Source organism: Acidisoma sp. C75, from assembly GCF_054665095.1.
Genome location: NZ_BAAFHD010000010.1, coordinates 132,996 through 150,692, shown reverse-complemented (window position 1 = coordinate 150,692; position 17,697 = coordinate 132,996). Strand labels below are relative to the sequence as shown.

At 66.1% G+C, this 17,697-nt stretch carries 15 protein-coding genes and 2 tRNA genes; 10 read left to right on the top strand and 7 right to left on the bottom strand.

All coding sequences use genetic code 11. From position 1 onward, the window contains the following. Positions 1 to 379 precede the first annotated feature (379 nt). The 4 genes from ACYQ7X_RS14440 to ACYQ7X_RS14425 all read left to right on the top strand — a co-directional run bounded on the left by ACYQ7X_RS14440 (position 380) and on the right by ACYQ7X_RS14425 (position 4,176). Positions 380 to 1,480, top strand: coding sequence for a substrate-binding domain-containing protein (locus tag ACYQ7X_RS14440; RefSeq protein ID WP_459697756.1), 1,101 nt, complete (start codon positions 380 to 382; stop codon positions 1,478 to 1,480). An 83-nt stretch (positions 1,481 to 1,563) separates the two neighbouring features. After that, positions 1,564 to 2,586 (top strand): ABC transporter permease, encoded by a 1,023-nt coding sequence (locus ACYQ7X_RS14435; protein WP_459697755.1) that lies wholly within the window; start codon positions 1,564 to 1,566, stop codon positions 2,584 to 2,586. Beyond that, positions 2,583 to 3,389: an ATP-binding cassette domain-containing protein gene (locus ACYQ7X_RS14430; RefSeq protein WP_459697754.1), complete on the top strand. Its 807-nt coding sequence runs from the start codon at positions 2,583 to 2,585 to the stop codon at positions 3,387 to 3,389. Before ACYQ7X_RS14435 ends, ACYQ7X_RS14430 begins: the two co-directional genes overlap by 4 nt. A gap of 223 nt (positions 3,390 to 3,612) precedes the next feature. Then, entirely contained in the window at positions 3,613 to 4,176 is a 564-nt protein-coding gene (locus tag ACYQ7X_RS14425) for a NifU family protein (RefSeq protein ID WP_459697753.1), read from the top strand. 57 nt (positions 4,177 to 4,233) lie between these two features. Here the strand turns inward: ACYQ7X_RS14425 and ACYQ7X_RS14420 are convergent, their stop codons facing one another. From ACYQ7X_RS14420 to ACYQ7X_RS14410, 3 genes are all read right to left on the bottom strand, one after another. Beyond that, positions 4,234 to 5,847 carry a hypothetical protein gene (locus ACYQ7X_RS14420; protein WP_459697752.1) on the bottom strand — a complete coding sequence of 538 codons (1,614 nt, stop codon included), beginning with the start codon at positions 5,845 to 5,847 and terminating at the stop codon, positions 4,234 to 4,236. Positions 5,848 to 6,049: 202 nt separating this feature from the next. Next, complete coding sequence (locus ACYQ7X_RS14415) at positions 6,050 to 7,501, bottom strand: alpha,alpha-trehalose-phosphate synthase (UDP-forming) (protein WP_459697751.1); 1,452 nt, start codon at positions 7,499 to 7,501, stop codon at positions 6,050 to 6,052. 64 nt (positions 7,502 to 7,565) lie between these two features. Beyond that, positions 7,566 to 9,434 carry an ABC transporter ATP-binding protein gene (locus tag ACYQ7X_RS14410; RefSeq protein ID WP_459697750.1) on the bottom strand — a complete coding sequence of 623 codons (1,869 nt, stop codon included), beginning with the start codon at positions 9,432 to 9,434 and terminating at the stop codon, positions 7,566 to 7,568. A gap of 365 nt (positions 9,435 to 9,799) precedes the next feature. Here ACYQ7X_RS14410 and ACYQ7X_RS14405 point away from each other — a divergent pair, with 365 nt between their 5' ends. Both ACYQ7X_RS14405 and arfB read left to right on the top strand, forming a co-directional pair. Then, positions 9,800 to 10,858, top strand: a complete 1,059-nt coding sequence (locus ACYQ7X_RS14405; RefSeq protein ID WP_459697749.1) for a glycosyltransferase family 4 protein — start codon at positions 9,800 to 9,802, stop codon at positions 10,856 to 10,858. Positions 10,859 to 10,948: 90 nt separating this feature from the next. Beyond that, positions 10,949 to 11,371, top strand: a complete 423-nt coding sequence (gene arfB, locus ACYQ7X_RS14400; protein ID WP_459697748.1) for an alternative ribosome rescue aminoacyl-tRNA hydrolase ArfB — start codon at positions 10,949 to 10,951, stop codon at positions 11,369 to 11,371. Between the two features lie 33 nt (positions 11,372 to 11,404). On the opposite strand, the gene nagA is transcribed toward arfB, so the two are convergent. Both nagA and ACYQ7X_RS14390 read right to left on the bottom strand, forming a co-directional pair. Then, positions 11,405 to 12,559, bottom strand: coding sequence for an N-acetylglucosamine-6-phosphate deacetylase (gene nagA, locus ACYQ7X_RS14395; RefSeq protein WP_459697747.1), 1,155 nt, complete (start codon positions 12,557 to 12,559; stop codon positions 11,405 to 11,407). Between the two features lie 194 nt (positions 12,560 to 12,753). Next, the gene (locus tag ACYQ7X_RS14390; RefSeq protein ID WP_459697746.1) at positions 12,754 to 13,575 is read right to left on the bottom strand and encodes a hypothetical protein; all 822 of its coding nucleotides are present in this window, start codon (positions 13,573 to 13,575) and stop codon (positions 12,754 to 12,756) included. 284 nt (positions 13,576 to 13,859) lie between these two features. Between ACYQ7X_RS14390 and xylB the strand changes: the two genes are divergently transcribed. From xylB to ACYQ7X_RS14375, 3 genes are all read left to right on the top strand, one after another. Beyond that, a complete protein-coding gene (xylB, locus tag ACYQ7X_RS14385) occupies positions 13,860 to 15,311 on the top strand; it encodes a xylulokinase (protein ID WP_459697745.1) in 1,452 nt (483 codons plus the stop codon). Positions 15,312 to 15,460: 149 nt separating this feature from the next. Beyond that, complete coding sequence (locus tag ACYQ7X_RS14380) at positions 15,461 to 15,718, top strand: GlsB/YeaQ/YmgE family stress response membrane protein (RefSeq protein ID WP_459697743.1); 258 nt, start codon at positions 15,461 to 15,463, stop codon at positions 15,716 to 15,718. Between the two features lie 199 nt (positions 15,719 to 15,917). After that, positions 15,918 to 16,103, top strand: a complete 186-nt coding sequence (locus ACYQ7X_RS14375) for a CsbD family protein (protein ID WP_459697742.1) — start codon at positions 15,918 to 15,920, stop codon at positions 16,101 to 16,103. 99 nt (positions 16,104 to 16,202) lie between these two features. On the opposite strand, the gene ACYQ7X_RS14370 is transcribed toward ACYQ7X_RS14375, so the two are convergent. Together ACYQ7X_RS14370 and ACYQ7X_RS14365 are read right to left on the bottom strand one after the other, a co-directional pair. Continuing rightward, entirely contained in the window at positions 16,203 to 17,297 is a 1,095-nt protein-coding gene (locus ACYQ7X_RS14370; RefSeq protein WP_459697741.1) for a zinc-binding metallopeptidase family protein, read from the bottom strand. A 50-nt stretch (positions 17,298 to 17,347) separates the two neighbouring features. After that, positions 17,348 to 17,431 (bottom strand) — tRNA-Leu (locus tag ACYQ7X_RS14365). Positions 17,432 to 17,592: 161 nt separating this feature from the next. Here ACYQ7X_RS14365 and ACYQ7X_RS14360 point away from each other — a divergent pair. Continuing rightward, positions 17,593 to 17,668: transfer RNA gene (locus ACYQ7X_RS14360), tRNA-Asn, on the top strand. The last annotated feature ends 29 nt before the right edge of the window (positions 17,669 to 17,697 follow it).

Below are 17,697 nucleotides of genomic sequence, written 5' to 3'. Positions count from 1 at the left end.
GGGCCGGCGCCCCGCCGCGGCTGCCGCGATCCATGGCGTTTTTTCAAAAACGCCGGACAAATGTGCGGAAAAAGCCGCGGGCGACAGCGCATTCAGCGCGGTGAGCGACAGTTTCGCGGCGGGCTCCGGCGGTTGCGTCATTTGTTCCGTCTCCCGGCTTTTGTGAGGGCAACATCGGCTGAAGAATTTTTCATCGCAAGGGGTCTTGAAGCGCGGTTTGCGATAGGTCAGACCATTGACACCCCAAAAGCGCATGCCCCAGATAGGCGGGCGCGCGCCGTCCCGGCGCGAGTGTGCCGCGGGCCAAGCCACGTCACCAGAATATAACGAGACTCGGGCAGCCTCCTCCTGAACAGCGCCCGAATTTTGGGGAGTTTCCATGACCGACGATCAGGACCGCAAGACCCTGCTGAATGATGAAACGGGCCCGAGCCATGCGGCACTCCGCCGCCGCGGCCTGCTGACGGGCGCGACCGCCGGCGCCGCGGCGACCATGCTCGCCGGCCTCGCGACCCAGGCGCGCGCCGCGAGCACCGCTTTCCCGAACCATCCGCGCTGGAAGTTCGTCTTCGTCAACCACGTGACGACCAACCCCTTCTTCGTGCCGACGCAGTACGGCATCGCGGACGCTTGCAAGCTGCTCGGCTGCAGCTATCAGTGGACCGGCTCCGAGACGAGCGATGCCGGGCAGATGGTGAACTCCTTCAACGCGGCCATCGCTTCCAAGGCCGATGCCATCGCCTGCTGCCTCGTCGATCCGAAGGCGTTCAACGCGCCGACCGATGCCGCCCTGCAGGCCGGCATTCCGGTCTTCGCGTATAATGCGGACGTGCCGCCCGGCAGCCCGAACAAGCGCCTCGCCTATATCGGCCAGGATCTCTACCAGGCCGGCTATCTGATGGGCGAGCGGATCGCGAGCCTGGTCGATTCCGGCAAGGTCGCGCTCTTCATCGCGACGCCGGGCCAGCTGAACATCCAGCCCCGCCTCGACGGCGCCAAGGCGGCGATCGCCAAATCCGGCAAGGCGATCACGGTTTCCGAAATCGCGACCGGCGCCACGATCAACGAGGAGCTTGGCAAGATCCAGGCCTATTACCTCGGGCATCAGGACGTGAAGGGCATGTTCGCGGTGGATGCCGGTTCCACGCAGAGCATCGCGCAGACGATGAAGCAGTATGGCCTCGTCAAGAAGGGCATCCATGGCGGCGGCTTCGACCTGCTGCCGAAGACGCTCGAACTGATCAACGAGGGCGTCCTCGACTTCACGATCGACCAGCAGCCCTATCTGCAGGGCTTCTACACCGTGATGGAAATGTTCCTCTTCATGGCGTCCGGCGGGCTGAGCGGCCCGGCCGACATCAATACCGGCCTGAAGTTCGTGACCAAGGACGGCGTCGGCCCCTACCTCAAGACGAAGACCCGTTACGAGGGCAATTCCAGCACGCCGCAGATCGTCCCGCGCTCCGGCCCGATCGGCTAAGTTCAGCGAAAGCGAGCCGGCCGGCGCCCTCATCGGCGCCGGCCGGCTTTGCCGCAAGCGCATTGTTATTGATTGGAGAACCAGTGAGCGCACACATCGAAAAACCCTCACCGGCGAGTCCCGGGGCCCCAGCCCGGCCGCATATCGGAACGCGGAGCCTGCACGGCTTCCTGAAGATCCGTGAGGGCAGCATCCTGGTCGTCGCGATTCTTCTCGTCATCTACTTCGAGAGTTCGAACGGCAACTTCCTGACGCGGCCGAACTTGCAGACGCTGTCGCAGATGCTGTCGCCCTGGGTGATCATCGCCGCCGGCGAGATCATGCTGCTCATCTGCGGCGAAATCGACCTCTCGGCCGGCATGGTCTTCGCGCTCGCGCCCTTCCTGATGTATTTCGCGCATCAAGCCGGCGTGCCGCTGATCCTCTCTTTCGTGCTCGCCCTCGCCGGTGTCGGCCTCATCGGCCTGTTCAACGGCCTCGTCTCGGTCAAGCTGCGCGTGCCGTCCTTCATCACCACGCTCGGCACGATGTTCCTCATCAACGGCTTCACGCTGACCATTTCGAGCGGCTTTCCCGTTGATACGCCAACCAACGGTCTCTTCACCTTCCTGATGGGCAACGGCGGCTTCGCCGAAGTCATCTGGGCGGTCGTCATCGTCCTCCTCATGCACGGCGTCCTGCGTAATACCCGCTGGGGCCTGCACACCACCGCCGTCGGCGGCAATCTCATTGGCTCGGCCGAATCCGGCATCCATGTCTCGCGCATCAAGATCGGCAACTTCGTCATCACCGCGATCCTCGCGGGCCTTGCCGGCATCCTCGAAGCCTCGCGCATCGGCTCGACCGATCCGCTGGCCGGCGGCGCCAACATGATGTTCATGGCGGTTGCGGCCTCGGTGATCGGCGGCACCTCCCTCATGGGCGGCTCGGGCACCATCATCGGCGGCCTCTTCGGCGGCCTCGTGCTCGCCGTGCTGCAGGATGGCTTCACGATCAACGGCATCAATGCCTTCACCTTCAACATCATCATCGGCGCGGCGATCCTGCTCGCCATGATCATCAACATCCACTTCGCCCGGATGCGCACGATGCGGAGGAGCAAATGAGCGAGGCTCAACAGATGGCCACCGCCGCCCCTGCGGGTGCGCCCGGCGTGGAAGCGCTGCGCGGGGAAAACATCGTCAAGCGGTTCGGTGCCGTCACCGCGCTGAACGGCGTCTCCCTGCACCTGCGGCGGGGCGAGATGCTCGGCATCCTCGGCGATAACGGGGCCGGCAAGTCCACCCTCATCAAGATCCTCACCGGCTATCAGGCGCCCACCAGCGGTCAGCTCACCATCAATGGCGAGCCGGTCGCCCTCAAATCGGTGGATCACGCCCGCGCCCTCGGCATCGAATGCGTCTATCAGGATCTGGCCCTGGTCCCGAGCCTGTCGATCTACCACAACATGTTCCTCAACCGGGAACCGCTGCGCGGCGGCCCGCTCCGACTGCTCGACCACAAGACCATGCGCCAGCGCGCGGCCGATGCGCTCGAGGATATCGGGGTGAACATCCCGAATGTGAATGAGGAAGTCTCGATGCTGTCGGGCGGGCAGCGACAGGCCGTCGCCATCGCGCGCGCGGTTTATTCCAAGGCGAAGATCCTGCTGCTCGACGAGCCGCTCGCCGCCATGGGTGCCCGCGAATCCGGCCTCATCCTCGACCTCATCGAGCGGCTGAAGAAGCGCGGCGATCTCTCGCTCATCATGATCGCGCATAACTACGCGCAGACGCTGGAAGTGGCCGACCGGATCATGATGTTCCAGCATGGTGAAGTGACCTTCGAGCGCGCCTCGGCCGAGACTTCGGTGCCGGAACTGCTCGATGTCGTCCGCCGCAACTACAAGGTGGTGCGGGGCGCGCACTAAGCGGCGCGCCTCCCCCTCCCGCCAAGCGGCTCGCCTGGTTTAAGCGAGCCTCTCGGACCCGCCCCTCGCCGGGATCGCCCCTCACCGGGCGATCCCGGCCCAAGGGCCTGATGCCCGAGCCTCTTCCCCGCTGCAGGTCTGGCCTTCGCCCGCTTTCAAGTTACAGGACCGCTGCCGTCCTGTATAAGACGCACGTCATCGTCCAGAAGCGGGTCACTCCTCCATGTTCATCGAGACCGAAGGCACGCCGAATCCGGCGACCCTCAAATTCCTCCCGGGCCGCGCGGTGATGGGAAGCACGACGGCTGACTTCTCCTCCCCCGAGACGGCCGACCGCAGCCCGCTCGCCAGCGCGCTCTTCACCCTGCCCGGCGTCAGCCGCGTCTTCCTCGGGCATGATTTCATCACCGTCACCAAGACGGAAGAGGAAGCCTGGGCAGACCTCAAGCCCCAGGTGCTCGGCACGCTGGTCGATCACTTCGTCGCCGGACGGCCGGTGATGATCGCCGAGCATCAGCCCGCGATGGCTGAGGACGTCTCGCCCGAGGATCAGGAAATCGTCGATCAGATCAAGGAGCTGCTCGATACCCGGGTGCGCCCGGCGGTGGCCGGCGATGGCGGCGATATCGTCTTCCACGGCTATCGGGACGGGATCGTGAAGCTGCATATGCAGGGGGCCTGCAGCGGCTGCCCCTCATCGCGCGCGACCCTCAAGCATGGGATCGAGAATATGCTGCGCCACTACGTCCCCGAAGTGGTGGCGGTCGAACAGGTCGAGGAAGTCTGAGCGGGGCGCGAAGTCCCGCCTGCCTCTCCCTCGCCCAGAGCCTGCGCCGGCCGCCCCCTATTGCAGGGCCAGCGAATCACAGGCGGCCGGGATCGTCGCGGTTCGAGCTTGCTTGCGATCCGTCACATGATCCCGGCAGTCCCCTGCCGTGACCGTCGCCGGGCCAGGCTGCGCCACGGGGCCTGGGGGGCCCACGAAAAGCTTCATGTGAATCAGGTCTCCGACCTCGACATCCGCCACCGGCCGGCCGAGCGGCTTGATGATGCGGGCGAAATTCGGCGCGGCCGTGCGATCCGCCTGGCCGACGCGGCCGAACATGACCCAGACCCGGCCGCCCGCCGCCAGATGCTGGGCGGCGTGGAAGACATCCGTGGTCCAGTTCGACGCCGGGATGACCGTATCGTGCCGCTTGAGGAAGAAGTTCATCATATAGACGGGCAGTTCGTCTGACGCGAGGATGAGATCCCCGGGCTGCATCTCATGCGTCAGCGCGCTCGCCGCGAGATCCCAGCGCGGCTTGGTCTCGGCCCGGTAATAGGGCAGCAGGTTGAGCAGGGCGAGCACGCCGAGCAGGGCGATCGCCCCATCGCGCCAGCGCCGCGGCAAGGCATTGATGCCGAGCCCGACGAAGACCAGGAAGGGCACCGTGCTCCATAGCAGGTAGCGCGGCATCCAGAGCGGCTTGACGATGGAGATGAGGAGAATGAGCAGCGGCGGCACCGCTGCCGCGATGATGAGGGCGGCGATGAGCCCGGGCGGCCGGGCGCCCTGTTTGAGGCCGCGCCGCAGATAGATCAGCCCGAAGATGCCGAGGATGAAGACGAGCACGCCGAAGCCCGGCACGGCGGCGGGAAAGACGTGAAAGCTGATCAGCCGGGTGACGCGCATGAGATAGAGCGAGCCGACCACCGAGAGGAAGCTGTGCCAGGTGATCTGCGGCACCCAATTGGTGGCATTGGTCATCTTGCCATGGGTGAAATAGTCCATGGCGCCGAACCAAGGCAGGGTCAGCAGCAGAATGACCGCCTGGGCGATCAGCCAGCGGGAGAGGAAGCGCCGCCGATCGAAGCCGCGGCGATCGATCAGCAGCATGGCCAACGCCGCGAGATTGGCGGAAATGAGCCAGAAGAAAGCGGTGCTGAGCACGTAGAGGCCGCCGAGCGTGCCGAGCGTATAGACGATCCAGGGGCCGAGGCGTCCCCCCGCCGCACCGCGCGGCAGGCTGGCGGCGCGCGGATCCTGCGCCAGCTGCACGAAGCCGAGCAGCCCGATCGCCATCATCAGCAGGACGAAGGTATAGGAGCGCGCCTCCTGCCCATACTGCACCTGAAGCGGCGAGAGGGCGAGGAGAAGCCCGGCGACGAGCCCGGCCCTCCAGCCACCCAAGACCCGCCCGATGAGAAAGAGCACGCCGCAGCAGCCGGCGCCGAAAATCGCGGAGGGCAGGCGCAGCGCCATCTCCGTCATGCCATGGGCGCCGAACAGCCCGACCAGCGCGAAATAAGAGGGTAAGTGGTGATTGGCGAGGGAATTGGCCACCATGTCCCAGAAGGGAAGGCTCGCCCGCTCGACCGTCGTCACCTCGTCGAGCCAGAAGGGCATGTCAGCGATATCATAGATCCGGGCGATGAAGCCCACGATCAGGATCAGGACGAAGCAGAGCAGTGCCACGCGCCCTTCCGGCCACCCCGCCCGGGCGGGAGCGGGGCGCGCGGCTGCGGGGGTGGAGGGTAAGGGAGCAAGCGGAGTTTCAGGCATATCGTGTTCCACCGGAAACGGCACCGAGGGCCGCATGAGGCACCCAGATTGCGGCGGATTTGCAGCCTGCGCAGCCCCCCTTTTGCGTCACGTCGTTACAGGCGCCCCACCCCGCTCAGGCCCGCCGGTTGAGATCGCCGAGGAACCGATCCCGCCAGACGCCGAGGCTGTTGCGGCGGAGCATTGCCATCATCTCGCCATGGCGCTCCCGCCGCTCGGCGAGCGGCATGGAGAGCGCCTGCTCCAGCGCCTCCGCAATCTCGTCCGGGTCATGCGGATTGACCAAGAGCGCCGCCTTCAGCTCGCAGGCGGCACCGGCGAATTGCGACAGCACGAGGACGCCGGGATCGATCGGGTCTTGCGCTGCGACATATTCCTTGGCGACGAGGTTCATGCCATCCCGCATCGGCGTGACCAGCCCGACATCGGCGAGCGCATACATCGGCATCAGGCTCTGCCGTGCGAAGCCCTTGTTCAGGTAGCGCAGCGGCGTCCAGTCCAGCTCCGCGAAACGCCCGTTGATCCGCCCCGCCTCGCCTTCCAGCTCCAGCCGGATCTCCCGATAGGTCTCGACATCCGAGCGCGAGGGCGGCGCGATCTGGAGGAAGGTGACGGAGCCGCGGCGGCTCTCGTTCTGTTCGAGGAACCGCTCATAGGCGAGGAAGCGTTCTGCGAGGCCCTTGGAATAGTCGAGCCGATCGACGCTGATGATGAGCTTGGTCTCGCCGATCGAGGCATGCAGCTTCGCCACCTGCGGGCAGGCGAGGGCGGGGCTCGCCTGGGCGCGGATCTCCTCCGTCTGCACGCCGATCGGATAGACGCCGGTGCGCACGACGCGGCCGAAGGCCATCAGCGCGCGGCCGGGCAGCAGGTGGCCATCCGCCTCGCGCAGCACGTAATCCTCGAAGGCGCGGCGGTCGGCCTCGGTCTGGAAGCCGATGAGATCGTACTGGCAAAGGGCACGGGCGAGTTCGCCATGCACCGGGAGCGTCATGAAGACCGGGGCGGTGGGGAAAGGCGTGTGCAGAAAGATGCCGAGGCGGTTCTGCACCCCGCGCGCGCGGAGCGCCGCGGCGAGCCCGAGGAGGTGGTAATCATGTGCCCAGACGATATCCTCGCCAGCCAGGCCCTCGGCCACGGCTTGGGCGAAAAGATCGTTCACGCGCTTGTAGCCGGCATAGTGGCTGCGGGAGAAGCGGGCGAGCGAGGCGCGGTAATGCAGCACCGGCCAGAGGGCAGAATTGGCGAAGCCGCGGTAGTATTCCTCGTAATCGCTCTGCGCGAGATCGAGCATCTGCAGGCGGATGCGGCCCTTCTGCCGCTCCGGCTGAATAAGGCTCTGGCCATTGGCGGCGATATCGCCGCTCCAGCCGATCCAGAGGCCGCCCTTATCCTGCAAGGCATCGAGCACCCCGGCAGCGAGGCCGCCGGCGGTGGGCTGCCCTTCCTCGATCGGCGCCACACGGTTGGAGACCACGATAAGCCGGCCGGCCTCCGCCGCGCCCCGCAGGCCCGCGGCCGCGCCGCGCAGATCCGTCAGCGCCTGGCCGAAAATCGTCTCGTCCATCAGGGTCGTTCCTTCGAGAAGAGCGGCGGAGAGAGGGTGGAGGAGGCGACGATGGCGGGGCGCTTCACGCCGCCCGCACCATCGGAATGACGTTCTGGCGCGTCAGCAGATCCCGATAGGGGCCGGGCCGGGAGGAAAGCTCGGTCGGCGAGCCATCGTCCACCACCGCGCCATCATGCATGACGATGATGCGGTCGAAGTTGCGGAGGGTGGAGAGGCGATGCGCGATCGCGACCACCGTGCGGCCTTCCATCAGCGTGTCGAGCGCACCCTGGATCGCCTGCTCGGATTCGGTATCGAGGGCGGAGGTCGCCTCATCCAGCAGCAGCAGCGGCGCGTTCTTGAGGATGGCGCGGGCGATCGCGATACGCTGGCGCTGGCCGCCCGAGAGCTTGGTGCCGCGGTCGCCCACGATCGTCTCGAACCCCTCGGGGAGCGCCTCGATGAAATCGCGGCAGCGGGCGAGTTCGGCCGCGTGCAGCACCTCGGCCGTCGTCGCGGAGGGGCGGGCATAGCGGATATTCTCGAGCACCGAGCGATGGAAGAGCGAGATATCCTGCGGCACCACCGCCATGCCCTGGCGCAGGCTTTCCTGCGTCACCCGGGCGATCTCCTGCCCGTCGATCATGATGCGGCCCTCGCTCGGGTCATAGAAGCGCTGCATGAGGCTGAGAATGGTGGATTTGCCGGCGCCCGAGGAGCCGACGAGGCCCACGCGCTGGCCCGGCTCGATCGTGATCGAGACGCCCTTCAGCACTTCCGGCCGGCCCGGATAGGAGAAGCGCACATCATCGAAGCGCACACCCCCGGCCGTGAGCAGCAGCGGCCGCGCATTGGGCGCATCCGGCAGCGCATGCGGGATCAGCAGCGTCGTGGTCGCCTCTTCCAGCCGGGCGACATGCTGGGTGAGATCGACGAGGGCGACCGCGAGATCGCGGGTGCCGTGCAGAATGGTGAAGCAGAGCGAGCCGACGAGCACGATATCCCCCGGCGTCGCATGGCCCGCCGCCCAGAGCAGCACCGCCCAGGCCATCACACCGGCCGAGAAGATGGCGGTGATGACGGCATGCAGCAGGCGCAGCTTCTCCAGGTATTTGAGGCTGCCATAGCGCGCGCCCATCTCGTCGCCGATCGTCTCGGCGATGCGCTTCGATTCCCGAAACGTGGCGCCGAAGGCGCGCACCACGGCGATATTGCCGATGACATCGACAAGCTCGCCATCCACGCGGGAGGCAGCACTCGCATAGCTACGGTGAAGCGGGCCGCCGCGCTTGGCGAGGAAGAAGATGATCGCCGCGAGCGTCGCGCTGATGGCGAACATGGCGAGCGCCATCATTGGATTGACCGAGGTGACGAGGGCGATCGAGAAGATGACCGCGACGACCGGCGGCAGAATGTTCCAGGCGAGGGTGTTCTCGGTGGTGAAGATGGCATTGGCCGTGGCGGTGACGCGGCCGGCCAGCGTGCCGGGCAGACGATCGGCGAAATAGCTCGGGCTATGGCCGGCGAGGTGGTTGAAGAGATCCCGCCGCACATCGCCGGTGACTTCCACGAACAGCCGGGCAGCGATCCAGCCGCCGGCGCGCCACATGAGGTTGTCGGCCGCGATCAGCACGGCGAGCACGCCAAAGGCGATCCAGACACCGCGGAGCGCCGCGGCGCCATGGCCATGGGAGACCGCATCCACGAGGTTCTTGAGCCCATACTGGGTCATCACCGAGCAGAGCACCGCGACGAGCACGGAGGCGAGCACGCCGGCATGCGCCCAAGGGTGGCGGGCGACGAAATGCAGGAGGAACCGAATGGGGCGGCCGCGCAGGCCCAGGAGCGCGGCAGTCTTGCCGGGTGCGACCCCATCCGGCGCGCCGCCCGGGCCCGCCTCGTTCGCGAATGCGCCCTGCCGATCCGTCGCCGTTCGCCTCATCTCGCTCATACCAAACCCCTTCTGCATGGGGAGAGACCAGCGGCGCGAGCCTGGCTGATCATCCCTGCCTCATCCCTCAAGGAAGCCTCGCCGCCTGCACATGGTGCGCAAGCCAGGCGCCCGGCCATCACTTCGGGTTGACGAGACAGTTAAAATCAGATCGTAGCGGAAATAGGGCGACTTCCGACCAATTGCCTATTTTTCAAAGCTTTAGCGCCGAGATTTCGCCACATTCGGACCCGATGCTTCACAATGAGGTTCAGAGAATTGAACCAGGATGTGAACGAACCTAGCTATCTCGTTAGCAGTCAAAGGATTTGCCGTGAGAGCCCGCCATCCTAGGGCGGCACGGCGCTTGAGGAGTTTGTACTCAGATGCGTATCGCGCAAGTGTCCCCGCTTTATGAAGCCGTGCCTCCGCGCCTCTACGGCGGGACCGAACGGGTCGTCTCCTTCCTGACCGAGGAGCTGGTGGCCCAGGGCCATGAGGTGACGCTGTTCGCGAGCGGCGATAGCCGGACCGCGGCCAAGCTCGAACCCATGTGCGAAGAGGCGCTGCGGCTGAACCCGAATATCCGGGACCGGATGGCCCCGCATATGATGATGATGGAAGCGATCCGCGAGCGGGTGGACGAGTTCGATGTCATCCACTTCCATAATGACTATCTGCCGTTTTCCCTCTTTTCCCGCCAGCCGACGCCTTTCGTCACGACCATTCACGGCCGCCTCGACCTGCCGGAATTCGTCGAGATCTACGGCTCCTTCCCGAAGGTGCCGCTGGTTTCGATCTCGGATAGCCAGCGCGCCCCGGTGCCGAACCTCAACTGGGTGCGCACCGTGCATCATGGGCTGCCGACCAACCTCCTCACCCCGCGGGACGTGAAGCAGGACTATCTCGCCGTGCTCGGCCGTGTCTCGCCCGAGAAGGGCGTGGACAAGGCGATCCACATCGCCGGCAAGGCGGGGATGAAGGTGCGGATCGCGGCCAAGGTGGATGCGGCGGACGAAGAATATTTCCAGAGCGTGATCAAGCCGCTGCTCTCCCTTCCCCATGTCGAGTTCATCGGGGAGATCAACGAGATGCAGAAGCCGGATTTCCTTTCCGGCGCGCATGCCCTGCTCTTCCCGATCGACTGGCCGGAGCCTTTCGGCCTCGTGATGATCGAGGCGATGGCCTGCGGCACGCCGGTGATCACCTATGAACGCGGCTCGGTGCCGGAGGTGATCGAGGATGGCTTGACCGGCTTTATCACGCGCGACGAGACGGATGCGGTGCGCGCGGTGAACCGGATCGGCGAGCTGAGCCGGGCACAGGTGCGGGCGCGCTTCGAAGAGCGCTTCAGCGCGCGGCGCATGGCGGCCGATTATGTCTCGGTTTATGAGGAGATGGCGGCGCGTCCGCGCACCGCGCAGCTGCGCGTCATCGCCGGCTGAACCCCAGGGCGGCTTTTGCGGCTATAGGAGGGGGCGCCCGGGCTTGGTCCGGGCGCCCTTTTCTGTGCAGAGGACAGAGGCCGCGCAAGCATGGCACGCATCACCCTCCCCTCCGGCCTCGTTCTCGACGAAGCCGATCTCGGCTTCCGCTTCGTGCATGCGAGCGGGCCGGGCGGCCAGAATGTCAACAAGGTTGCCACGGCGGTGGAGCTTCGCTTCGATAGCCGGGGCGTGAGCGGATTGCCGGAGGGCCTGCTCGCGCGGCTGCCGCGCCTCGCCGGGCAGCGGATGACGCAGGAGGGCGTCATCATCATCCTCGCGCAATCCTTCCGCAGCCAGTTGCGCAATCGCGAGGATGCGCTGGCCCGGCTGGACGCGCTGCTGCTGGCCGCGGCCGAAGTGCCCCGCCGCCGCCGACCGACCCGCCCGACCCGCGGCAGCCAGGAGCGGCGATTGGACGGCAAGGCCAAACGCGCCGGCATCAAGAAGCTGCGCGGCGCGCCGATGGAGTGAGAGGCGCAATCCCGGCCGCGGCGCGGGGCGCGATCAGGCGGCGCGGTATTCCCCCGCGACCCAGGTGCCGAGCACCCGCAAGTCCGGCGAAAGCAGCACGAGATCGGCCCGCAGCCCGGGGGCAATGCGCCCGCGATCCTGAAGCCGCATGAAGGCGGCTGGATAGGTGGAGGCCATGCGCAACGCGCGCGCCACCGGCAGGCCGAGCAGATCGACCGCGTTACGCACCGCCTGCGCCATGTCGAGATCCGCGCCGGCGAGGGTTCCATCCTCCCGGACCAGGCGGCCGTTCCGCCGCAAGATCCGCGCGCCGTAGAGCATAAAGCTCTCCGCGCTCGTCCCCTGCACGCTCATCGCATCCGTCACCAGGATCATCCGATCCTCCGGCCGGGCGGCGAGCGCCAGTTTCAGCGAGAGCGGATGGACGTGAACGCCGTCGGCAATAAGGCCACACCAGGCCGTGCGATCGAGCAGCGCCGCACCCACCGGGCCCGGCTCCCGCCCAGCGAGCGGCGGCATGGCGTTGAAGAGATGGGTAAAGCCGCTGAGGCCGAGCGCCAGGGCCTCGGCTATGCGGCCGGCATCCGCTGCCGTGTGCCCGGCGCTGAGCACCACGCCGGCTTCCGCCAATTGGCGCAACTGCGCGTCGCTCGCTTCCTCCGGCGCCAAGGTCAGGAGCAGCGGAAGGTGGCGCGCGGCCTCAGCCAGCCAGGCGATATCCGCCTCCGTCAGCCGCCGAATGGCGGAGGCTTGATGCACGCCGGGGCGATGGGGGCTGATGAAAGGCCCTTCCAGATGCAGTCCGGCGACGCCGCTGAGCGGATCGGCCAGCGCCTGCCGCGCCGCCGCGAACCCCGCCTGCATCACTCCAGGCGCATCGGTGATCACCGTCGGCAGGAGAGAGGTGGTGCCGAACTGCCGATGGGCGGCGGCGATCCGCGCCGCGCCCTCCGCCGTCGGCGTTTCGTTGAAGAGCACGCCCCCACCGCCATTGACCTGCACGTCGATGAAGCCGGGCGCGAGGATGGAGCCCGCGGGCAAGGGCCAAGGCTGATGGCCGGCCGGAACGCCCGCGCCGGCCGGCAGCAGAGGCCCGATCTTGCCACCCTGGAGGACGAGCGCCTGTTCCTCCTGCAAACCGGCATCCGTGAGGATCCGCGCACCTATCAGCACCCGAGGCTCAGTCATCGAAAGCTCCGAACAGCATCTCTGAGCGGTGTCGCTCAGCTTGGGCGGCGAAAGCAACTGCCGGACGCACGGCCGGGCCGACAATCGTCCCATCGCGCATAAAAAAACCGCCCGGAGCGGAGGCTCCGGGCGGCTTTGGCGGAGATGGCGGAGCCACGCCCCGGAACACCGGGGGCAGCCCGCATCCTTCGATCTTAGAAGATCTTGTGGTCGTAGTTGACGAGCACGATCTTGGTGTTGTCGGACAGCGTGATGACATCGCTGCCAGAGGTGATCGTCTCGCTCGAGATACCGTTGTAGTTGCCGATAACCTGGTCGTTGCTGTTGAAGCCCAGGATATAGGTCGTGCCACCGGCATGGCCGTTCAGAAAGGCGAAGGTATCCGGGCCGGAGCCGGCGCGGACGATGTTGGTGCCTGCGCCGCCGATAAAGGAGTCAGCACCGCTGCCCATATAGACGACCGAGAGGCCGCTCGTGCTGCCCGGGTTCGTGAAGAAAGCCTCGGGGCCCGTGCTCTTGCTGAGATCGACACCGGTGACGCCCTTGGCACCGGCGACCACCACGCTGTTGGCGCCGGTCACGGTGAAGAGGCTGATGCCCTGACCACCGGTGAGCAGCGAGTTCGCGCCGGTCGAGGTGCCCTGGATATTGCCGTTGCCGCCGACGATGGAGTTCAGCGCACCCGTCGAGGTGAAGGTCGTCTGGCCGAAGTTCGCGCCATACATGGTGGTCGCGCCGCTGCTGGCGGAGATCGTGTCTCCCGCCTGGCTGAAGAACTTCGTCGTTGTCGCCAGCGTGATGCTGTTGTTGCCGGCGCTGTTGTCCGTGATCCCGGAGGCGCCGGAGATCGTCAGCGCCGTGTTGGAGGAGTTGATCACCGCCGCGCCAGAGACGGAGACGGCGCCGGAGCCGCTGATGCCCGTGTAGGACGTGCCGGAGCCGAAAGCGTTACCGAACGCGCTCGGGGAGCCGCCGGCCGTGGAGGAAAAGTTGAGGGGCGTCGCGCCGCCACTCATGGTTGTTACACCGCTCATTTACGCCATCTCCGCAAAAAATGACTTAAGTTGCCAGGCTATCGGGGCCGGAACAGCCCAAATGACAAGAGAAAATTAACTCTCTGGCATCCTTTAGCCGGGCAAATGCCGTGCAGCAACAGGAAATTGCGCGAAATTCCCTGCAAGAGGCTCCCGCTCCCGAGCCTGTGATCGCAGCGCAACACAAACCAGGGTCGCCCCTCCCGAAGGGCTTAGGCCTCTGCTATTCACTTCTCGGCATAAAGTTGCGATCTGGGAGAAGCGGCATGTATCTGGGCATCGATCTCGGCACCTCCGGGGTCAAAGTCGTGCTGGTCGACGAGTCGGAGGCGGTTCGGGCGAGCCATACCGAGCCGCTCTCAGTCTCCCGGCCCAAGCCCGGATGGAGCGAACAGCAGCCGGAGGATTGGTGGCAGGCAACGCTCCGCGCGGTCGATCGCCTGGCCGAAAGCCATGGGGCCGCGCTCGCCGCGGTGCGCGGCATCGGGCTTTCCGGCCAGATGCACGGCGCGGTGCTGCTGGATGCGGCAGGCACGCCGCTCCGCCCGGCGATTCTCTGGGACGATACCCGATCGGAGGCGGAGTGCCGGGCCCTCGAAGCGACCTTCCCGGCCTTGCGCGATATTGCCGGCAATCCCGCGATGCCGGGCTTCACGGCGCCGAAACTCCTCTGGGTGAAGGCGCATGAGCCGGAAATTTTTGCCCGCATCGCGCATGTCCTGCTGCCCAAAGCCTATCTGCGCTACCGCTTCACGGGCGAGATGATCGAAGACATGTCGGATGCTTCGGGCACGCTCTGGCTGGATGTGGCGGCGCGCGCCTGGTCGGCCGAAGCCTTGGCCGCGACCGGCCTCTCCCTCGCGCAGATGCCGCGGCTGGTCGAGGGCTCCGCGCCTGGGGGGCACCTGCAGGAGGCGCTGCGCGCCCGCTGGCAGATGGCCGAGCGCCCGGTGGTCGCGGGCAGCGCGGGCGACAATGCGGCGAGCGCCGTGGGCCTCGGCGCGATCCGTCCGGGCAGCGCCTTTCTCTCGCTCGGCACCTCGGGCGTGCTGTGGGTGACGACCGACCGCTTCCGGCCTAATCCGGCAGCGACCGTGCATGCTTTCGCCCATGCGCTGCCCGGGCTTTGGCACCAGATGGGGGTGACGCTTTCGGCGGCCGGCAGCATGGATTGGTGGAGCCAGGTGACGGGGACTGCGCCGGCGGCGCTGCAGGCGGACCTGCCGAAGCCGCCAACCGCCCCTTCGCCCGTGACCTTCCTTCCCTATCTCAAGGGCGAACGCACGCCGCATAATGATGGCCAGGTGCGGGGCGCCTTCGTCGGCCTCGCCGCCGATTCCGGCCGGGCGGCGATGACGCAGGCGGTAATGGAAGGCGTTGCCTTTTCGTTTCGAGACTGCCTGGACGCGCTGAGGAGCGCAGGCACGGAGATTACCGAAGCGGATGTGGTCGGCGGTGGCTCGCGCAGCGATCTCTGGATCATGATCCTCGCCTCGGTGCTTGGCCTTACCCTGCATCGCGTGGCGGAGAGCGAGCATGGCGCGGCGATCGGGGCGGCGCGCCTCGGGCGGCTGGCCGCGACTGGGGAAGATCCGCGGCAGCTCTGCCAGCCGCCGCAACGCGTTGCGAGCTTCGCGCCCGATCCCGCGCTGCGGGCCGCCTATGAGGCGCGCTTGCCGCTCTATCGCAGCCTCTACGGCGCCCTCCGCCCGGCCTGAGGGCTGGGGCAAAGGCGCCGGGCCGCGGCTTCCCTTCCGCATTGGGGCGGAGGGCCGCCGCGGCCCTTGAAGATCGCATCATCATCCCCTTCTCCTCACGTAAGGCGGAGGCCGGGGCGGCCGCTGCAGCAATGTGAGGAAGAAGTGCAATGTCCATCATCGGCTGGATTGTTCTGGGCCTTATCGCGGGCTTCATCGCGAGCAAGATCGTCAACCGCTCGGGTTCGGGCGTGTTCATGGATATCGCGCTCGGCATCGTCGGCGCGCTCGTCGGCGGGTTCATCTTCCATGCCGTGGGCGCGGCCGGCATCACGGGCTTCAACTTGTGGAGCATGATCGTCGCCATCGTCGGCGCCGTTATCCTGCTGCTGATCTATCATGCGCTGTTCAATCGTCGAGCCTACTGAGTAGTTTTCATCGAGGGAACGTAAAAAGCCGCATCAAAGATGCGGCTTTTTATTTGGGGAAGCCTGTGATCTTGCAATATGCACGTCGTTGTGATCGGAGCTCGCAAGAATAGAGCCTTCATAATCTCCGGCGAATTCTTATCTGTGACGATAACGGGATGCGATCGGCGTATCCCCCATCACAAGGGAGCGACATCACATGGACAAAGATCGTACCGCTGGTATCGGCCATCAGGTCAAGGGCAGCGTCAAGGAAGCCGCCGGCAAAGTGACGGGCGACCGCAAGATGGAAGCCGAAGGCAAGGGCGAGAAGATCGGCGGCAAGATCCAGAATGCCGTCGGCGGCGCCAAGGATGCGGCACGGGACGCGCTCAAGTCCAAGTAAGCGCGGCTTCGATGCGCAAAGAGCCGGCCGGGGTTCGCGCCCCGGTCGGCTTTTTTATGCCCTTTGGTTGCGAGCGGCAGGCGGGAGAGCCGCCCGGCCTCAGACGGCCGCATCCGGCCGAGGCGCGTTCCGAGCCCCCGCCATCTGCACCAGGCGGTGGATGAAGCCGAGCTTTTCGATCACCGCCGCGCTCAAAACGAAGGGGTAGAGGTCGTTCAACCCCATGCTGCGATTGAGGCTGTTGAGCGCGAAGGTGAGCGGAATCCAGTTCTCGACCAGCGCGGCCGCACTCGGCGCCTTATAGGGATTGCTGGTGATATCGGCGTGCAGATCCGGATTCTCGGTCTTCTTCGGATGGACGGTGATCTGAAAGGTGGTGGCGGTCTCCAGCGTATCGACGATGTGCAGGTAATGGGCCCAGGTTTCGGCGAAATCCTCCCAGGGATGGGCGGTGGCATATTGCGAAATGAAAGCGTTCTGCCAATCGGCCGGCGCGCCCGCCTGATAATGGGCCTGCAGGGCGGCCGCATAGTCCTGCCGATCATCGCCGAAGATCGCCCGGCATTCCTCCAGCCGCCCGCCATCCCGCACCAGGACATCCCAATAGAAATGCGCGATCTCATGACGGAAATGGCCGAGCAGGGTGCGGTAGGGTTCGCCCATCGCGCTTCTCATGCGCTCCCGCTCGGCATCGTCCGCCTCGTGCAGGTTGAGTGTGATGAGCCCATCGGCATGGCCGGTAAGCACCTTACCCGGGGCCGCCTCCTCGGCCAGGAAATCGAAAGCGAGACCGGTCGGGCTTTCGTCACGCCCGGGCATCGGCAGCCGCAGCTTGATCAACTGATAGAAGAGGCGGTGCTTCGCCTGCTCCAGCCGCCACCACGCCGCTGCATTGGCGGCAATCGAGAGATCAGGGATCGTTCGGTTGTAGCGGCAGGCGCGGCAGAAACGATCGGCGGAATCCGCTGGGATCAGCCAGTTGCAGGCGTTCTGCGCCGCATTGTCGCAAAAGCGGAACTCGACGGCCCCATCGCCGATCGGCAGCCAGCGATCCCCTGCCCCCTCGGAAGCGGGTGCAAGTGCCCGAAGGTCGCTCACCTCCGGATCGTAGCCCAAGCAGGCGCCGCAGCTTTCGCAGGCGGTATTTTCGAAGAAGAGCAGCTGCCCACACTGCTGACACTGAAATAACTGCATGCCCGATCCTTTTGATGACAGGTGCAGCGTCAGGTGGGGATGGGATCGGCTGGTGCGAGAGGGGGGATTCGAACCCCCATGGCTTGCGCCGGTCGATTTTGAGTCGACTGCGTCTACCGTTCCGCCACTCTCGCAACCGGAAGCGGGCTTAGCATGGCAGCCGGGCGAGGAGAAGCCGCGACGGTCGGCCGCCATGCGAAAGCGGGACGGAGCCTTGCAGCGAAGCCGTAAAATTCTCGCCCCGGGCGGCGTTGCATGCGCGTGACACCTCCGCTATAGGGTGCGCGCCCGCTGTTCCCGGATAGCTCAGTTGGTAGAGCAAGCGACTGTTAATCGCTCGGTCGTAGGTTCGAGTCCTACTCCGGGAGCCAGGGTTTCCCTCCAAATCACAGGCCGACGA

What these genes read in the sequence shown, in the direction of transcription:
- ACYQ7X_RS14370 (WP_459697741.1), bottom strand. Translation starts at nt 17,297, where the DNA reads ATGCAGTTATTTCAGTGTCAGCAGTGTGGGCAGCTGCTCTTCTTCGAA.
- ACYQ7X_RS14430 (WP_459697754.1), top strand. Translation starts at nt 2,583, where the DNA reads ATGAGCGAGGCTCAACAGATGGCCACCGCCGCCCCTGCGGGTGCGCCC.
- nagA (WP_459697747.1), bottom strand. Translation starts at nt 12,559, where the DNA reads ATGACTGAGCCTCGGGTGCTGATAGGTGCGCGGATCCTCACGGATGCC.
- ACYQ7X_RS14410 (WP_459697750.1), bottom strand. Translation starts at nt 9,434, where the DNA reads ATGAGCGAGATGAGGCGAACGGCGACGGATCGGCAGGGCGCATTCGCG.
- xylB (WP_459697745.1), top strand. Translation starts at nt 13,860, where the DNA reads ATGTATCTGGGCATCGATCTCGGCACCTCCGGGGTCAAAGTCGTGCTG.
- ACYQ7X_RS14380 (WP_459697743.1), top strand. Translation starts at nt 15,461, where the DNA reads ATGTCCATCATCGGCTGGATTGTTCTGGGCCTTATCGCGGGCTTCATC.
- arfB (WP_459697748.1), top strand. Translation starts at nt 10,949, where the DNA reads ATGGCACGCATCACCCTCCCCTCCGGCCTCGTTCTCGACGAAGCCGAT.
- ACYQ7X_RS14440 (WP_459697756.1), top strand. Translation starts at nt 380, where the DNA reads ATGACCGACGATCAGGACCGCAAGACCCTGCTGAATGATGAAACGGGC.
- ACYQ7X_RS14390 (WP_459697746.1), bottom strand. Translation starts at nt 13,575, where the DNA reads ATGAGTGGCGGCGCGACGCCCCTCAACTTTTCCTCCACGGCCGGCGGC.
- ACYQ7X_RS14405 (WP_459697749.1), top strand. Translation starts at nt 9,800, where the DNA reads ATGCGTATCGCGCAAGTGTCCCCGCTTTATGAAGCCGTGCCTCCGCGC.
- ACYQ7X_RS14375 (WP_459697742.1), top strand. Translation starts at nt 15,918, where the DNA reads ATGGACAAAGATCGTACCGCTGGTATCGGCCATCAGGTCAAGGGCAGC.
- ACYQ7X_RS14425 (WP_459697753.1), top strand. Translation starts at nt 3,613, where the DNA reads ATGTTCATCGAGACCGAAGGCACGCCGAATCCGGCGACCCTCAAATTC.
- ACYQ7X_RS14415 (WP_459697751.1), bottom strand. Translation starts at nt 7,501, where the DNA reads ATGGACGAGACGATTTTCGGCCAGGCGCTGACGGATCTGCGCGGCGCG.